Consider the following 15690-nt stretch of genomic DNA (forward strand, 5'->3'; position numbering starts at 1 on the left):
GGGCACCTTCCGGGTGCCCCGCCCTAGTCATGTCCGTAGGCCTGCGCGAGGGGTGCAGGCAAGCGAGGCGGCCTACAGCCCGCCCACCACGCTCAGGCCCGCCAGCACATCGTCGGCGACCTGCCACAGGCCCGTGATCCGCAGCTCCGCATCCGCGGCCAGCATCGGCTCCTGCAGCGCGAGACCATGTGCCAGCGTCAGCGAGTTGTAGCCCACGTCAGCGAACCTCAGCAGCGCCGTCGTGCCCACGCCCTCGCCCACGATCGAATCGAGTGCCGGGCCCACCACGTAGCCGCGCCACAACGGCCCCAGATCGGCACCGTACGCCGAGCGAGTGCGATCGATGATGAGGTCACCGCGCAGCGCGATCGCATCCACGATGCGGAAGAAATCCGGCACATGTGCATCGCGGGTGCCCGCCGCCGCTACGGACCGCGCGAGATCCACCGTCAAGTGCGCGTTGTAGCCCGCCATCGCGGCCCGCGCCGGGGACACGGAGCAATCCTCCGCCAGATCGAAGAAGCGCGCCCACTGCGGCTCCACCACGCCACCGGTGACCCGCGCATGAAGGTTCCCGAGATACCGCACCAACAGGTCCAGGCTCAGTTCGTTCGCCCACTCCGGATCGACGAACTGCCCGTCACGCTGCATCGGAAGCACCGCGCCCTGCTCGACGGCGTCGAGGCCCACCGAGAACAGTCCCCGGCGATCGCCCTGCGACTCGAGCACCGCCGCGATGCGGGAGTGCCGTGCCGCCGCGTCCTCCAGTCGCTCCAGCGGGGAATCGCCCGCGATGGCCGCAGGATCAGCGAGCTCCGCGAGCACCGTGTCATTCGTTGGGGAGACGCACGGCCCGGCTCCTTGGGGCGTGACTGTGCCTACTGAGGCGGAGGGGAGGGTGCCGATGGCTGGGGCCTGCGCCAGGGCAGGGGCAGCGCCCGCGAGGAGCGAACCGGCGATGGCGAGGGCAGCGAGCGAGCGGGGCGCAGGATTCACGTCACGAAGTCTAGAAGACACCCCTGGAAATGCTTGCAGCCAGGACGCATTGGGGAAGACTGGGGCAAGGCCCGGAAGACTGGGGCCCATCATCAACCGAAAGGACGACAATGCCAACTCGTTCGGCACGCACCGCATGGAACGGCACCCTCCAGGAGGGTGGCGGCACCGTGGAGCTCACCAGCTCGGGCATCGGCCGGTACGACGTCTCGTTCCCCAAGCGGGCAGCGGACGAGGCCGATGGGACCACCAGCCCTGAGGAGCTGATCGCGGCCGCGCACTCATCCTGCTACGCGATGGCCTTGTCGGGGCAGATCGCCGAGGCCGGTGGAACGCCCCAGAACCTCGAGGTGCGCGCGGATGTCACGCTCGGGCCTGACCCTGCCGGTGGATTCCGCATCACCACCAGCAAGATCACCGTCCGTGGAGAGGTCGAGGGCATCGACGCGGCGGCGTTCCAGGAAGCTGCCAACGCGGCAAAGGAAGGCTGCCCCGTGAGCAAGGCCCTCGCCGGCGTCGAGATCAGCCTCGAGGCAAAGCTGCACTGACGCGCCCTTCACTGGCGCGCCTGGTAGTGAGCCGTCGCTGCAAACGCGATAGAAGCCGCGGAAATTCCAGGATGGCTTCTATCGCGTTTGGCAGTAGCCAGTGCTTCTTCCGTCGTCGCGTTGCTGCTCCCGCGCGGTGCGGTTGCTGTGGCCCCGACGATTCCTGGTGCGTGGCTAGGCCTCGTTCGACTTGGCTGGCACGTCGAGAACGACTTCGAACTCGAGCAGCGATGCCCCCGATGCCACGGGGCGCTTGCCCTCGCCGCCAGCGTGCGCGGCGCGGGCGGGCCCGGCAGCCCAGGCGTCGAACGCCTCATCCGACTCCCACTGCGTGACCACGAAGTAGCGCGATTCGCCCTTCACGGGCCGCAGCAGCTGGAACCCGAGGAATCCGGGGGAGTCCTCCACGGTCCCCGCGCGCGCCGCGAAGCGCTTCTCGAGCTCGGCTCCAGCGCCCTCGGGTACATCAATGGCATTGATCTTGACTACAGGCATGCCGTGATCGTACTCGCGTAGAGTCATTCCGCGTGTTGGTCGATCACGGTGGCGACGGTGGCCCGATTCTCCTCCTCCATGGATTGATGGGGAGAGGCCGAACCTGGCAGCCATGCGTGCCGTGGCTGCGTCGCTACGGCCGCGTGCACACCTACGACGCTCCGCACCACCGCGGCATGGCAGCCGCGAATGACCACCGCGGGGCCAGCGGTGGGGGCACCGCAGCGCAGGGTGACGCGATCACGACCGAGGCCTTCGTCGACGACATCGCCACCACCCTCGCCGGATGGCAGGAGCCCGCGATCCTCATCGGCCATTCCATGGGCGGGCTGCACGCCTGGTGCACCGCCGCCGCCCACCCAGAGAAGGTCCGAGCCATCGTGGTCGAGGACATGTGCCCGGACTACCGCGGCCGCACCACCCAGCCGTGGGACGCATGGTTCGCCTCCTGGCCCGCCGAGTTCACCGACGAGAACGAGGTGCTCGGCATGTTCGGGCCCGTGGCGGGTCGCTATTTCCTAGACTCGTTCGACCGCACCGCCGCCGGCTGGCGCCTGCACGGCCGCATCGATACGTGGCGCGCGATCGCCAACCATTGGGGAACCCGCGACTATTGGCAGCAGTGGCAGGACGTGCGCTGCCCGGCGCTGCTTGTCGAGGGCGAGCACACCCTCACCATCCCGGGGCAGATGAACGACATGGCGAGCGTCCAGCGAGCGTCCTGGACCGACTATCTGAAGGTGCCCGGCGCGGGCCACCTCATCCATGACGAGGCGCCGGAGGAGTATCGCGGAGCGGTGGAGGCATTCCTCTCGGCCCTGCCCGCTGGCAGCCGCGGCGCATCCCGGCCTGGCTAGGGCTTCCCGCTGGGGGCCGCCTGGGCTGGTGGGCAGTAAACGCGATAGAAGTGGCGGAGAATCCCGCCGAGCTTCTATCGCGTTTGGCGGTTTCCGGTGCTTTCGGCCCCGCAGCCGTTCAGCCCCGCGACCTTCCAAGCCGCCACCACCCAGCAACGCCAGCGCTAGCCCTCGCCACCCTCCCCGGCCAGGGCGAAACGCCCGTCGACGGTCTGCTCCACTAGCCCGTCGGAGAGCAACGAGCCGAGCGCGCGGTCCCGCTGGACCCCATCGAGCAGCCATGCGCTGTCGATCCTCGAGCGTTCCACTGGGCCGGTCTCGCCGCGCAGCACATCGAGGATGCGGCCCCGGACCTGTCTATCGGTTCCGGCATAGCCCTGGCCAGCTCGCTTGGGGCCGGTCGGGGCGGGACGGCCTGCCTCCACCCAGGCGCAGCGGGGGAGCGGGCAGCGCGGGCAATCGGGCTTGCGGGCGGTGCAGATCACCGCGCCGAGCTCCATCAGGGCGGCCGCGAACACGGCGCCATCCCGGCTCGGGGTGATCGCGGTGGCCTCTCGCAGGTCGCGGGTCGCTGACGGGTTCCCCGGCTCGGCGTTCCCGTGCACGGCGCGGGCGATCACGCGCCGCACGTTGGTATCCACCACCGGCACGGTCTGGCCGTAGGCGAAGCAGGCGATGGCGCGGGCGGTATAGGTGCCGATCCCGGGCAGCGCGAGCAGTTGCTCGACATCGTCGGGCACGACGTCCCCGTGGTCCCGGGCGAGGATGCCAGCACACTCGTGCAGACGGAGCGCGCGGCGGGGGTAGCCGAGCTTGCCCCAGGCGCGCACGATCTCGGCGGGGGATTCCGCAGCGAGGTCGGAGGGCCGTGGCCAGCGTCGTACCCACTCGTGCCAGATCGGCTCGACACGGGCCACGGGCGTCTGCTGCAGCATGATCTCGCTGATGAGGATGTGCCAGGCCGAGACTCCGGGGCGGCGCCACGGCAGATCGCGGGCCTCTTCTCGGAACCATGTTACGAGTTCCTCAGCGCCGCGCCATTGCTCGGCCCTGCTCGATTTCACCAATACTTCACACCCTTACGGAAGCGGACATCTCCGCATGTCAATAAGCATTTCCGGGACTGCGCGTCGCGGTGGTACCGGTGCGGCGCGCCAAGCCGGTCGGCAAACAGTGCAGAATGGACCCATGCCATCCTCCAATCCGATTTCCGCCTGGAAGTCCCTCAAGGAGGGGAACCAGCGCTTCGTCAGCGGGTCGCCCCTGCACCCAAGCCAGGGTATCGATGATCGTGCCAAGCTTGTAGCCGCGCAGCACCCCACTGCGGTCCTGTTCGGCTGCTCGGACTCCCGCGTGGCCGCCGAGATCATCTTTGACCAGGGACTCGGCCAGATGTTCGTCGTCCGCACCGCCGGCCATGTGATGGACTCCGCCGTGCTCGGATCCATCGAGTACGGCGTCGGGGTCCTCAACGTTCCCCTCGTCGTCGTGCTTGGCCACGATAGCTGCGGAGCCGTCGCGGCCGCCGTCAACGCCCTCGAGGGCGGGGACGTGCCCGCGGGGTTCGTGCGCGATGTGGTCGAGCGCGTCACCCCCTCGCTGCTCCGTGCGAGGCAGCGCGGGCTGACCGCGATCGACGAGTTCGAGGCGCAGCACGTGCAGGAGACCTCGACGCTGCTGCTCGCCCGGTCCCGCGTGGTCGCCGAGGCGGTCGATGCTGGCCGGTGCGCCATCGTTGGTGTCACCTACAAGCTCGCGGAGGGCGAGGCCCGGCTGCGCAGCGTCATCGGCGATGTCGGCGACCAGGACATCGACGACATGTCGGATCGCTAGCGAGGCGCAGGGAGCTGCCCGAGGGGAGCCCTGGGGCGAAACTCACAGCCGACACGCCCGCCGTGATCAGGCTGCCCGGTAACGATCGGGAATACCGTAAGTCCCGTGCACGACCCTCGCTACCCACGCCCGCGACGTCCGCGTCGGCTCCCGCACCCGCCCGAGGTGTATCGCCGGCGCCGCATCGTGGCGGCTGCTGTCGTGCTGCTCCTCGTCCTTGCGTTGATCGTGGGGATCATCCTCGGTGTCCTCGCGTTGTTCCGCGGCGGGGACGAGCCATCCCCCTCGGCTGCGGCGAGCACCAGCACGTCCGAGCAGGATGACACGGACGAGCAGGCGGCGGAGCCAGGCGATTCGCAGGATGGCAAAGAGCCCGAGGAACTCGTCGAGGAGACCCCCTCGGAGGATCCTGACGGAAGCTCCGAGGGATCCGATGACCTCGAGGATGAGCCCAAGGTCGCGGAGGGCCCGTGCAAGGATGAATCGATCACGGTTCGCGCCACGATCGATCGCGCCGAGTACCTCGTGGGCGATCAGCCCCGGTTCGGCATCGTCGTCACCAACATCGGCGATACGACCTGCGCGCGCGATCTCGGTCCCGCGGTGCAGCAGGTGACGGTCCGCACGGTCGAGGGCGATCGCCGCACCTGGGTGAACACGGACTGCGCGCCCAGCACGGGCCGCGATGTGTGGACCCTCGCCCCCGGGGACCAGGTCGCGTTCGCGATCACCTGGTCCGGCACGTCCTCGGCACCCGGCTGCTCGGGATCGCGCAACCCTGTGGCGCCGGGCGAGTACCGCGTGATGGCGCAGGTCGGTGCGGTGGAATCCGAGCCGGTCCAGTTCTCTGTCATCGACCCATCGGTTCCCGAGCCCGAGCCGGAGGCAGCGTTGCCGAGCCCGCTGCCGCCATCGCCGCCCGCGGGCTAGAAGCGATCCTCGAGAGTGGAGCTAGCGAGCCTCGATAGCTCATCGGCGATCATCCGGGCACGGTAGGAACTGATCCCCTCCACCGTGTGGAGCTTCTCGGGCCGCGCGGCGAGCAATGCCTGCAGAGAACCGAAGGCCTCGACGAGCTGCTCGATCTGGGAGATCGGCACTTTCGGGAGCTGCGCGAGGAAGCGATAGCCACGCGGAGACACCGTCATCTCGTGGGAATCAGCGGGAGTGTCATGCCCGAGCAGGCGGGCGAGCGCACTGAGATCGAGCAGCATCGCATCGGATAGCCCGGCGAGCTGCGCCGCGACCTCGTTGGCATCAGCGAGGGCCGGTGCGCCCTGGTGAGGAAGGTAGTCGCGCAGCACGACGCGCAGCAGCTGGTCGTTGTCGCCGAGCAGCTCGACGAGCTGGAGCGCTACCTGGCGCCCGTCCGTGCCCAGCTCGATGACGGCCCGGTCGATCTCGATGGCGATGCGCCGGACCATCTCGCAGCGCTGGATGACGAGCAGCACGTCACGGAGGCTGACGACGTCATCGAGCTCCTCCACGGTGAGCGCGCGGGTGGCGGAATCGAGCCGGTTCTTGTAGCGCTCGAGGGTGGCGATGGCCTGGTTCGCGCGGGACAGGATCGTCGCGGAATCCTCGAGGACGTGCCGCTGGCCCTGGGTATAGACGGTCGCGATGCCCATCGATTGGCTCACCGAGATGACGGGATGGCCGGTGTGGTGCGCGGTGCGCTCCGCGGTGCGGTGCCGTGTTCCCGTCTCGGTGCTCGCGATCGTCGGGTCCGGAACGAGGTGCACGTTGGCCCGGACGATGCGCGTGCCGTCCGCGGAGAGCACGACTGCTCCGTCCATCTTGGCGAGCTCGCGAAGACGGGTTGCCGCGAACTCCACATCGAGGCTGAATCCGCCGTCGCAGATCTGCTCGACGATCTCGTCGTGGCCGAGCACGATGAGCGCGCCGGTGCGTCCGCGAAGGATCCGCTCAAGAGCGTCCCGCAGGCCTGTCCCCGGCGCGAGGCGGGCGATGGTGGAGAGATCGGGGGAAAGGGCTCGTTGCGCCACGGAACGACTCCCTGCCTGTTCATGAAACTGCTTGCCCAGAATGAAACTTGAATGAAGGCTACTTCAGGCCTGGAAGCGCCGCTCTGCCGCCCCGCGCGGATCGCTAGTCGCGCGGCAGCAGCGCGAGCGCCTCGGCCATGTCCCGGACCCGCAGGGCCTGTACTGATTCGGGCAGTGCCTCGGAATCCGCGGGAACGATGGCACGGGTGAAGCCGAGGCGCGCCGCCTCCTGGACCCGTCGCGCCACTCCCGGCACCCGCCGCACTTCCCCGGCGAGCCCGACCTCGCCGAGCACCACGGTCTTCTCCGGCAGGGCGCGGTCCCGCGCGCCCGACGCCACGGCCAGCGCGATGGCGAGGTCCGCGGAGGGCTCGGTGACGCGCATCCCGCCGACCGTCGCCGTGTATACCTCGGAGCCGGTGAGAGCCACGCCGCAGCGCCGTTCGAGCACCGCGAGGATCATCGCTACGCGGGCCCCGTCGAGGCCGCTCACCGCGCGCCTGGGGGACGGGATCCCGCTGCCAGCGACCAGGGCCTGCACCTCGCCGAGCAAGGGTCGCTTGCCGTCCATCGCCACGGTGATGGCCGTTCCGGGAACGCTGTGCGCATGATGGTGCAGGAAGAGCCCGGACGGGTCCGAGACCTCGGCGATGCCGCTGTCCTTCATCTCGAAGCACCCCACCTCATCGGTGGGACCGAACCGGTTCTTGATGCCGCGCACCATGCGCAGCGTCGAGTTCTTGTCGCCCTCGAATTGCAGGACCACATCGACGATGTGCTCGAGCGATCGCGGCCCGGCGACCGAGCCGTCCTTGGTGACATGGCCGACCAGCAGGACCGCGATGCCTGTTGACTTCGCCAGCGCCGTCAGCGCATTGGTCACCGCGCGCACCTGCGTCACCCCGCCCGTGGTGCCCTCGGAGTCCGCCGCTCGCATCGTCTGCACCGAATCGACGATCAGCAGGCTCGGCCCCACCTGCTCGACGTGCCCGAGGATCGTGGCGAGCTCGGACTCCGCAGCGATCATGACGCGATCATGCAGGGCGCCCATGCGTTCCGCGCGCAGCCGCACCTGCCCCGCGGATTCCTCGCCCGTGACGTAGAGCGCGACATCGTTATCGGCCCAGCGCCGCACGACCTCGAGGAGGAGCGTGGACTTGCCGACGCCGGGCTCCCCGGCCAGCAGGATCACCGCTCCGGAGACCACGCCGCCGCCGAGGACCCGGTCAAGCTCGCCGATGCCCGTGGAGCGGGTGACGGCCTGGGTGCCCTCCACCTGGCTCAGGGGCTGCGCGGGGCTGGACGGGAGGAGGCCCCCGGTGGTCGAGGCCACGCGGGTCTCGGGCAGGGCTGAGCGTTGCAGCGCTGATTTCTGCAGCGCCGAGAGCGCGGGTGCTTCCTCGATGGAGCCCCACGCGCCGCACTCGGGGCAGCGGCCAGCCCACTTGTAGGTGACGTGCTGGCAGGAGGTGCAGCGGAAGCTCGTTCTGGTTCGGACCACAATGCAGCAGGCTAGTCCATGCCCCTGACATTTCTGGTCCGGACGAGGACCGGCCTGGCACCGAATGGTGCCAGGCCGGAATGCATCTCATGCGATGCGCGTGGTTCAGTGCCCTAGCGGCTCGGCAGGCACGTAGGTGCGGTGCGAGGCAGCGCCGGCGTCGATGGGTACGTTCACGGTGACCTCGCCCGCCTCGGCGAAAGTGAAGGTGAACGGCACGGTCAGCCCGGGGCTCACGTCCGCGCTCATGTTCGACATTTCGATGACCGGGCGGTCCGAGTCCTCCTCGGCGAGCTCCTGCGCCGAGCGGCCCACCTCGAGCACGCCGCCCGCGGGGATCTCGAGCTCGGCATCCTCGGGCAGGGCTACCTGCGCCTCGAAGGACTCGATGCTCACGAGGGTGTCGCTCTGCGTCGCGCTGTTGTTGGCCACGGTGAAGATGAGCTCCGCGGTATCCGCCGATTCGAGCGGATACACGGTCTCGTCGCCATCGAAGGCGACGTGGGCGTTGCGCAGCGAGAGATCACCGATCTCGATCGCGCTGCCGGTGACCGCAGCGACCTTGGTGCCGGTCTGCGTGACCTGTCCGGCGCCGCAGCCGGTCAGGGCGAGCGCTGCGCTCGCGCCGAGCGCGAGCGTGATCGCAGCAAGACGGTGCGAGCGCGTGCGCGAGGTGAGCACATCGGCTTGTGCGCGTTGCTGCGCTGTTGACGAAGTCACGGTCGGTCCTCCCGGGCTCTTGATGATCGTGGAGCGATGCAGGGCGCATCGTGCGCCGCGCGAACGCTTCCACTATGCAGAGTAGTTGGCCCGGGACTGGTCGCGCGCGGTGGGTGGGGTTTCTGGTCGATTTGGTCCGTGGGCATGAGCCGGTCGCGCAGCAGGCCATGGACCGGGCCCCTGGGCGCGCCACCGAGGCCTGGGGTGTTTGCAACTGCAAGCCCGAAGAACCGCAGGTGAGCGGTGGTGCCCCGGTGTGGAATGCGCTGACCTGCAAGGACGGCATCCATTTAGGGCAGGCTCGTGTTAGCATAGTCATATCGAAAGGGGTACGGGACATATGAATTTCAGGGTCGGAGACACCGTCGTTTATCCCCATCACGGTGCAGCCACGATCGATGCTATTGAAACCCGAACCATTCGGGGTGAGCAGAAGGAGTACCTCGTACTGAAGGTTGCCCAGGGCGACCTGACGGTTCGGGTTCCTGCCGCTAACGCCGAGTATGTTGGCGTTCGTGACGTTGTTGGCGAGGAAGGCCTCGATCGGGTCTTCCAGGTGCTGCGGGAAGCGCACACCGAGGAGCCGACCAACTGGTCCCGCCGCTACAAGGCCAACCTGGAGAAGCTTGCTTCCGGGGATGTGAACAAGGTCGCCGAGGTCGTTCGTGACCTGTGGCGCCGCGACCAGGACCGTGGCCTGTCGGCCGGCGAGAAGAGGATGCTCGCCAAGGCGCGCCAGATCCTCGTCGGCGAGCTCGCTCTCGCGGAAGGCACCGACGACGTCAAGGCTGCGTCGATGCTTGATGAGGTCCTTGTCGCCTCGTGATGCCGAGGCATCCTGATCCACAATATCCGGGCGCGTAGCATCGCCTGGTGTGAATAGCACGTCATCCCGGACCGTGGCCCTGGTGCCCGCAGCGGGCAAGGGTACTCGTCTCGGTGGGGCGCTCCCGAAGGCTTTCGTGGCCCTCGGTGGGCGCCCCTTATTGTCGTGGGCGGTGGAGGGGCTGCGTGCCTCTGGCGTGATCGACCACATCATCGTCGTCGCCCCAGCGGATCGCCTAGCCGAGGCCCAGCGGATCGCGGGCCCCCGGGCCAGCGTCGTTGCGGGTGGAGCGGAGCGCGCGGATTCCGTCCGCGCGGGCCTCGAGGCGCTCGAGGGCGCCCGGCATGTGCTCGTCCACGATGCCGCTCGGGCGCTCACTCCGGCATCCGTGATCGTCCGGGTCGCCGAGGCCCTCTGGTCGGGGGAGGACGCGGTGATCCCCGTTCTCCCGGTGACCGACACCATCAAGATGATCGACGAGCACGGCTACGTGGCGAGCACGCCAGCCCGCAGCGCGCTGCGGGCTGTGCAGACACCTCAAGGATTCAGCGTTGCGGTGCTGCGGGCCGCGCACGATGCCGCCCTCGCCGCGGCCGACCTCACCGATGACGCGATGGCCTGCGAGCGGCACGGCGTGCCCGTGCGGACCGTTCCCGGCGATCCGCTCGCCTTCAAGATCACCACGCCGCTCGATCTCCGGCTCGCCGAGGCGCTCGTCGCCGCGCGGCCCGCTCCGGGCATGTGACCACGCCAGCGGATAGAGTCTGGGGCGTGATGCGCGTGGGAATCGGAACCGATGTCCATCCGGTCGAGCCTGGCCGGCCCTGCTGGATGGCGGGCTTGCTGTTCGAGGGGGAATCCGGCTGCACCGGGCACTCCGATGGCGATGTCGCCGCGCACGCGCTGTGCGACGCGCTGCTCTCCGCGGCAGGGCTCGGTGACCTCGGCGCAGTGTTCGGCACCGGGCGCCCCGAGCTCGACGGCGTCAGCGGCGCTTCGCTGCTCGCGCAGGTCCGCGACATGCTTGCCGAGTCCGGGTATGCCATCAGCAATGCCGCCGTGCAGGTCATCGGGAACCGGCCACGGATCGGGCCGCGCCGCCGCGAGGCCGAGAAGGTCCTGGCCGGGATACTCGGCGCCCCCGTCTCGGTCTCGGCCACCACCACCGACGGGCTGGGCCTGACCGGTCGTGGCGAGGGGATAGCCGCCGTCGCGACGGCCCTGATTGCGACAGCTGACTGATCTGCCGGTCATGCTCGGGGGATTCGAGAATGCGCGGCCCCACCAAGTACGATGATGCGTTGTGACCCTGCGCCTTTTTGACACCGCGACACGCACCCAGCGGGACTTTGCCCCGCTCGTCGACGGCCAGGTCTCCATCTACCTCTGTGGCGCGACGGTGCAGGGCGAGCCGCACATCGGTCATGTTCGCAGCGGGGTCGCCTTCGATGTGCTCCGCCGCTGGCTCCTCGCGAAGGGGCACGATGTCCGGTTCGTGCGCAACGTCACCGACATCGACGACAAGATCCTCACCAAGGCGGCCGATGCGGGCCGCCCGTGGTGGGAGTGGGCCGCCACCTACGAGCGAGCCTTCGATCGGGCCTACGACAAGCTAGGCGTGCTCCCACCATCCGTGGAGCCGCGCGCGACAGGCCACATCACCCAGATGATCGAGCTCATCGAGACGCTCATCGAGCGGGGCCACGCATATGCCGCCGGTGGTGATGTGTACTTCGACGTGCGCAGCTTCCCCGAGTACGGCGCGCTGTCCGGGCATCGCGTCGATGATGTCCACCAGGGCGAGGGCGCTGGCGGGCACAAGCGCGACCAGCGTGACTTCACCCTCTGGAAGGCCGCGAAGCCCGGCGAGCCCTCCTGGCCGACGCCGTGGGGGCAGGGGCGTCCCGGATGGCATCTCGAGTGCTCCGCGATGGCTGCGGCCTATCTCGGCCCGGATTTCGACATCCACTGCGGCGGAATGGACCTCGTCTTCCCGCACCACGAGAATGAGATCGCGCAGAGCCGCTGCGCGGGCGGTGGCTTCGCCCGCTACTGGCTGCACAACGGGTGGGTCACCCTCGGCGGCGAGAAGATGTCGAAGTCGCTGGGCAACACCTTGTCGATCCCCGCGATGCTCGAGCGGGTGCGCCCGCAGGAACTGCGCTACTACCTGGGCAGCGCCCACTACCGGTCCATGCTGGAGTACTCCGAGCATGCCGTCGAGGAGGCCGCAGCGACCTACCGGCGGATCGAGGCGTTCCTGGACCGGGTCGCGCGACGGGCTGGCGGGATCGCCGTGGGGGAGTGGACCGAGGCATTCGCCGCGGCGCTCGATGATGACCTCGGGGTGCCGGCGGCGCTCGCGGAGATCCACACCGTCATCAGCACCGCGAACACGGCTCTCGAGGGCGGCGAGCCCGAACGGGCGCGGGAGCTGGCCGGGCAGGTGCGGGCGATGCTCGCCATCCTGGGGGTCGATCCGCTCGCTCCGCAATGGCGAGCGGGCCAGGCAGCGCCCGGCAGTGCCGATGCCGCCCACGCGGCGCTCGATGCGCTCGTCCGCGATGAGCTCGCCCGGCGCCAGCAAGCCCGCGCTGATCGGGACTGGGCCACCGCCGATGCCGTCCGGGACAAGCTCGCCGCGCTCGGCATCATCATCACAGACACACCAGATGGGCCGGAGTGGGCCCTGAGGAACGACCACTAGCGCTTCCGCGGTTCGCGCGCGGAAGGAGAACGAGGGACACAATGCCAGGAAACTCCAGCCGCCGTGGCGCGGTCCGCAAGGCCGGCACCAAGAAGGGCGCGGTCAAGGGCACCGGTGGCAAGCGGCGCCAGGGCCTCGAGGGCCGCGGCGCTACGCCTCCGGCCGAGGCGAGGGTCGGTCATCCGGCCGCCCGCCGTGCTGCCGCGCAGGCCAAGGCGCGACAGGGCAGGGCCGGCGCCCATGCCGCGCGCCGCAAGGCCGGGGAGGGGCCCGAGCTCGTGCTCGGCCGCAACCCCGTCGTCGAGTGCCTCCGTGCCGGGGTGCCCGCCACCGCGCTGTACGTCGCGGTGGAGAGCGATCCGGACGAGCGTGTCACCGAGGCCGTGCAATACGTGGCCAACAAGGGGATCCCGCTGCTCGAGGTGCCCAAGACGGACCTCGATCGGATGACCACCAACGGCATGCACCAGGGCATCGCCCTGCAGGTGCCGCCGTATGAGTACATGCATGCCGACGATCTGATGCGTGCCGCCCACGAATCCGCCGATCCAGGGCTCGTCGTGGTGCTCGACAACATCACCGATCCACGCAACCTCGGCGCTGTCATCCGCTCGACCGCGGCATTCGGCGGCAACGGCGTGCTCATCCCGGAGCGGCGCTCGGCGAGCGTCACTGCCGTGGCCTGGCGCACCAGCGCCGGGGCAGCCGCCCGCATCCCCGTGGCGCGCGCGACCAACCTCACCCGGACGCTCAAGCATTTCCAGGAGAACGGCTACTTCGTGGTGGGCCTCGACACCGAGGGCGCGGTCCCGCTCGATGAGTTCACCAGCGTTGATGTGCCGCTGGTGATCGTTGTTGGTTCCGAGGGCAAGGGCCTGTCCCGGCTGGTCCGCGAGACCTGCGATGTGATCGTCAGCGTCCCGATGGCCGGCGTCGTCGAGTCGCTCAACGCCTCGGTGGCGGCAGGCGTCGTGCTGGCCGATATCGCCCGGCAGCGTCGTCGGCTCTGAGTGGCCATATAGGGGAGTAGCCGCGCTGGGCTTGGCCGCGCGGGGCGAGTCGGACTGGCTGCTGGGATACCAGTGGCGGGCCCAGCGAGTCTGGCAGCGGGCAGATGCCGCGCAGAAGATCTGCTGGTTGTTGTCAACATCCGGCAGTGTGTGCCGCGGCGTGCCGCGTGACATTCACCAGCAGCTTTGCGAATACCTGGCTCACGCAAGGAGAGGGCCCCGGCGCTAGTCCCGCCGGGGCCCTCCGTTTCAGCATGGAGATTATTCGCGCTCGTACACGCTCGCATCATTGAGCATGGACGCGCGCAGCATGTTCTCGGGAACGCCGAGCCCCTCGACGAGGGTGAGCGCGTGCGGGCGCAGGGACTCGCACAGCTCGTTGACCCCGCGCCGGACGGCCTTGGCGCGCTCCACCGACATGAAGCGGTGCATGATGAACCAGTCGCGATCCGCCTCGATCTCGGTGAAGACGTACAAGTCGCAGAGGGTCTCGGCGATCTTGCGGGCCTCGTCGTCCTTGATCAGCTCGATGCCGTCGATGAACTCCTCGAGGATGAGCCGATCGATGTGCGCGGCCCCGGCCTTGAGGATGTGGTCCTGGGCATTGTTGAACGCCTTGAACGCGTCGCCGTTCTTCGCGCCATTGCGCAGTCGTTGCGCGGCGGTGCGCACGAGGTAGTCCTCCCGGTCGGCGAAGAGCTGCAGCTGCGATGCCCGCCGGGAGAGGTCGCCCTCCTCGACGGACTCATCGCTGCGGTCGAACAGCGTCTGGATCATCTGCCGCACGCCGGAGCGCTCCCGCACCACGTCACCGGCCATGGTCGCGGCGAAGCGCACCCAATCGGTGGCATCGTAGTCGCGCACCTCATCGGCGTAGGCGGTGAGCAGCTCCTTCGCCACGAGCTGGGTCAGGACGGTGTTGTCGCCCTCGAAGGTGGTGAAGACATCGGTGTCAGCCTTGAGGGTGACGATCCGGTTCTCCGAGAGGTAGCCGGCCCCGCCGCAGGCCTCGCGCGACTCCTGGATGGCGCGGGTCGCGTGCCAGGTCTGCGCCACCTTCAGGCCCGCGGCCCGCTTCTCGAGCGCGCGCTGCGCCTCCGGGTCGGTGTTCTGGCCGGTCTGGATGAGGTGCATCTTGCGCACGAGGTCGTTCTGCGCGAACGCGAGCGCGTAGGACTTGGCGATCAGCGGCAGCAGGCGCCGCTGGTGCGAGAGATAGTCGAGCAGCACGTTCTCCGGCTCGTCCTTGGCGGGACGGAACTGGCGGCGCTTGAGCGCGTAGCGGGTGGCGATGCTCAGCGCGACGCGGGCGCCCGCCGCTGCGCCGCCACCGACGCTGACGCGACCGCGCACGAGCGTGCCGAGGGTGGTGAAGAAGCGGCGGCTGTCGTTGTCGATCTCGGAGCGGTAGGTGCCGTCCTCCTCGACATCGGCGTACCGGTTGAGGAGGTTCTCGCGCGGGATCCGCACGTTGTCGAACATGATCCGGCCGTTGTCCACGCCGGGCAGGCCGCCCTTGTGGCCGCAGTCGGAGGTGGTGACGCCGGGCAGATCGCCGCCGTTCTCGTCACGGATGGGCACGACGAAGCAATGCACGCCATGCGATTCGCCCTCGGTGATCAGCTGCGCGAACACCGCCGCCATGGTGGCATGCTCGGCCGCGCCGCCGATGTAGTCCTTGCGGGACGACGGGGTGGGCGAGTTTATCACGAATTCCTGGGTGTCCGGATCATAGGTGGCGGTCGTCTCGAGCTGCTGGACGTCGCTGCCATGCCCGGACTCCGTCATCGCGAAGCAACCGAGCAGATCAAGCTTGATCAGCGGACGGATGTACTTGTCGTGATGGCGCTTGGTGCCGAGGTTCTCCACCGCGCCACCGAAAAGGCCCCACTGCACCCCGGCCTTCACGGTGAGGGAGAGGTCCGCGTAGGCGAGCATCTCGAAGCCCGCGACCGCGGCACCGGCATCGCCCGTGCCGCCGTTCTCGCGCGCGAAGCCGCTCTCGGGGTAGCCGGTCTCGACGAGGGCCCGCATCTGCTCGAGTGCACGCGCGCGGGCGGCCTTCGTGTCGAGCGCCGGGTCGGTGGTGAAGATGTCGGCGGCGAGATACTCGCGGCACTGATCCCGGATCTCTTTCCAGGGGCCGTCGAGTGCGTCGCGAAGGTATTGCCCAGTGCTGGTCATGACTTCG

General features: G+C 69.0%; 16 protein-coding genes. 9 read left to right on the forward strand and 7 right to left on the reverse strand.

Annotation, left to right across the window (positions count from 1 at the left end):
• Positions 1–72 precede the first annotated feature (72 nt).
• Positions 73–996: a DUF5995 family protein gene (locus FXO18_RS07490; RefSeq protein WP_235900524.1), complete on the reverse strand. Its 924-nt coding sequence runs from the start codon at positions 994–996 to the stop codon at positions 73–75.
• Positions 997–1106: 110 nt separating this feature from the next.
• On the opposite strand from FXO18_RS07490, the gene FXO18_RS07495 reads away from it, so the two are divergent.
• A complete protein-coding gene (locus FXO18_RS07495; protein ID WP_149360453.1) occupies positions 1107–1544 on the forward strand; it encodes an OsmC family peroxiredoxin in 438 nt (145 codons plus the stop codon).
• Between the two features lie 174 nt (positions 1545–1718).
• Here the strand turns inward: FXO18_RS07495 and mhuD are convergent, their stop codons facing one another.
• Complete coding sequence (mhuD, locus tag FXO18_RS07500; protein ID WP_149360454.1) at positions 1719–2039, reverse strand: mycobilin-forming heme oxygenase MhuD; 321 nt, start codon at positions 2037–2039, stop codon at positions 1719–1721.
• 32 nt (positions 2040–2071) lie between these two features.
• On the opposite strand from mhuD, the gene FXO18_RS07505 reads away from it, so the two are divergent.
• Complete coding sequence (locus tag FXO18_RS07505) at positions 2072–2896, forward strand: alpha/beta fold hydrolase (protein WP_149360455.1); 825 nt, start codon at positions 2072–2074, stop codon at positions 2894–2896.
• Between the two features lie 164 nt (positions 2897–3060).
• Here the strand turns inward: FXO18_RS07505 and FXO18_RS07510 are convergent, their stop codons facing one another.
• On the reverse strand, positions 3061–3960 hold the full coding sequence (locus FXO18_RS07510; RefSeq protein ID WP_235900526.1) for an HhH-GPD family protein: 900 nt from the start codon (positions 3958–3960) through the stop codon (positions 3061–3063).
• 124 nt (positions 3961–4084) lie between these two features.
• Between FXO18_RS07510 and FXO18_RS07515 the strand changes: the two genes are divergently transcribed.
• Both FXO18_RS07515 and FXO18_RS07520 read left to right on the forward strand, forming a co-directional pair.
• On the forward strand, positions 4085–4729 hold the full coding sequence (locus FXO18_RS07515) for a carbonic anhydrase (RefSeq protein ID WP_149360456.1): 645 nt from the start codon (positions 4085–4087) through the stop codon (positions 4727–4729).
• A gap of 105 nt (positions 4730–4834) precedes the next feature.
• Entirely contained in the window at positions 4835–5659 is an 825-nt protein-coding gene (locus FXO18_RS07520; protein ID WP_187774243.1) for a DUF4232 domain-containing protein, read from the forward strand.
• Here the strand turns inward: FXO18_RS07520 and disA are convergent.
• From disA to FXO18_RS07535, 3 genes are all read right to left on the reverse strand, one after another.
• Positions 5656–6735, reverse strand: coding sequence for a DNA integrity scanning diadenylate cyclase DisA (gene disA / locus FXO18_RS07525; protein WP_149360458.1), 1080 nt, complete (start codon positions 6733–6735; stop codon positions 5656–5658). The genes FXO18_RS07520 and disA overlap by 4 nt on opposite strands.
• A 103-nt stretch (positions 6736–6838) precedes the next feature.
• Positions 6839–8236, reverse strand: coding sequence for a DNA repair protein RadA (gene radA, locus FXO18_RS07530; protein WP_149360459.1), 1398 nt, complete (start codon positions 8234–8236; stop codon positions 6839–6841).
• Between the two features lie 105 nt (positions 8237–8341).
• Positions 8342–8956, reverse strand: a complete 615-nt coding sequence (locus tag FXO18_RS07535) for a hypothetical protein (protein WP_149360460.1) — start codon at positions 8954–8956, stop codon at positions 8342–8344.
• A gap of 340 nt (positions 8957–9296) precedes the next feature.
• Here FXO18_RS07535 and FXO18_RS07540 point away from each other — a divergent pair, with 340 nt between their 5' ends.
• The 5 genes from FXO18_RS07540 (at position 9297) to rlmB (ending at position 13499) form a co-directional block, all read left to right on the forward strand.
• Positions 9297–9782, forward strand: a complete 486-nt coding sequence (locus FXO18_RS07540; protein ID WP_149360461.1) for a CarD family transcriptional regulator — start codon at positions 9297–9299, stop codon at positions 9780–9782.
• Between the two features lie 49 nt (positions 9783–9831).
• Positions 9832–10527 (forward strand): 2-C-methyl-D-erythritol 4-phosphate cytidylyltransferase, encoded by a 696-nt coding sequence (gene ispD / locus FXO18_RS07545; protein ID WP_149360462.1) that lies wholly within the window; start codon positions 9832–9834, stop codon positions 10525–10527.
• Between the two features lie 29 nt (positions 10528–10556).
• Positions 10557–11024, forward strand: coding sequence for a 2-C-methyl-D-erythritol 2,4-cyclodiphosphate synthase (ispF, locus tag FXO18_RS07550; protein ID WP_149360797.1), 468 nt, complete (start codon positions 10557–10559; stop codon positions 11022–11024).
• A gap of 61 nt (positions 11025–11085) precedes the next feature.
• The gene (cysS, locus tag FXO18_RS07555; RefSeq protein WP_149360463.1) at positions 11086–12489 is read left to right on the forward strand and encodes a cysteine--tRNA ligase; all 1404 of its coding nucleotides are present in this window, start codon (positions 11086–11088) and stop codon (positions 12487–12489) included.
• 41 nt (positions 12490–12530) lie between these two features.
• Entirely contained in the window at positions 12531–13499 is a 969-nt protein-coding gene (gene rlmB / locus FXO18_RS07560; protein ID WP_149360464.1) for a 23S rRNA (guanosine(2251)-2'-O)-methyltransferase RlmB, read from the forward strand.
• A gap of 261 nt (positions 13500–13760) precedes the next feature.
• On the opposite strand, the gene FXO18_RS07565 is transcribed toward rlmB, so the two are convergent.
• Positions 13761–15683, reverse strand: a complete 1923-nt coding sequence (locus FXO18_RS07565; RefSeq protein ID WP_149360465.1) for an acyl-CoA dehydrogenase family protein — start codon at positions 15681–15683, stop codon at positions 13761–13763.
• Between the last annotated feature and the right edge of the window lie 7 nt (positions 15684–15690).

It is taken from the genome of Lolliginicoccus suaedae (assembly GCF_008312885.1).
Classification (GTDB): domain Bacteria; phylum Actinomycetota; class Actinomycetes; order Mycobacteriales; family Mycobacteriaceae; genus Lolliginicoccus; species Lolliginicoccus suaedae.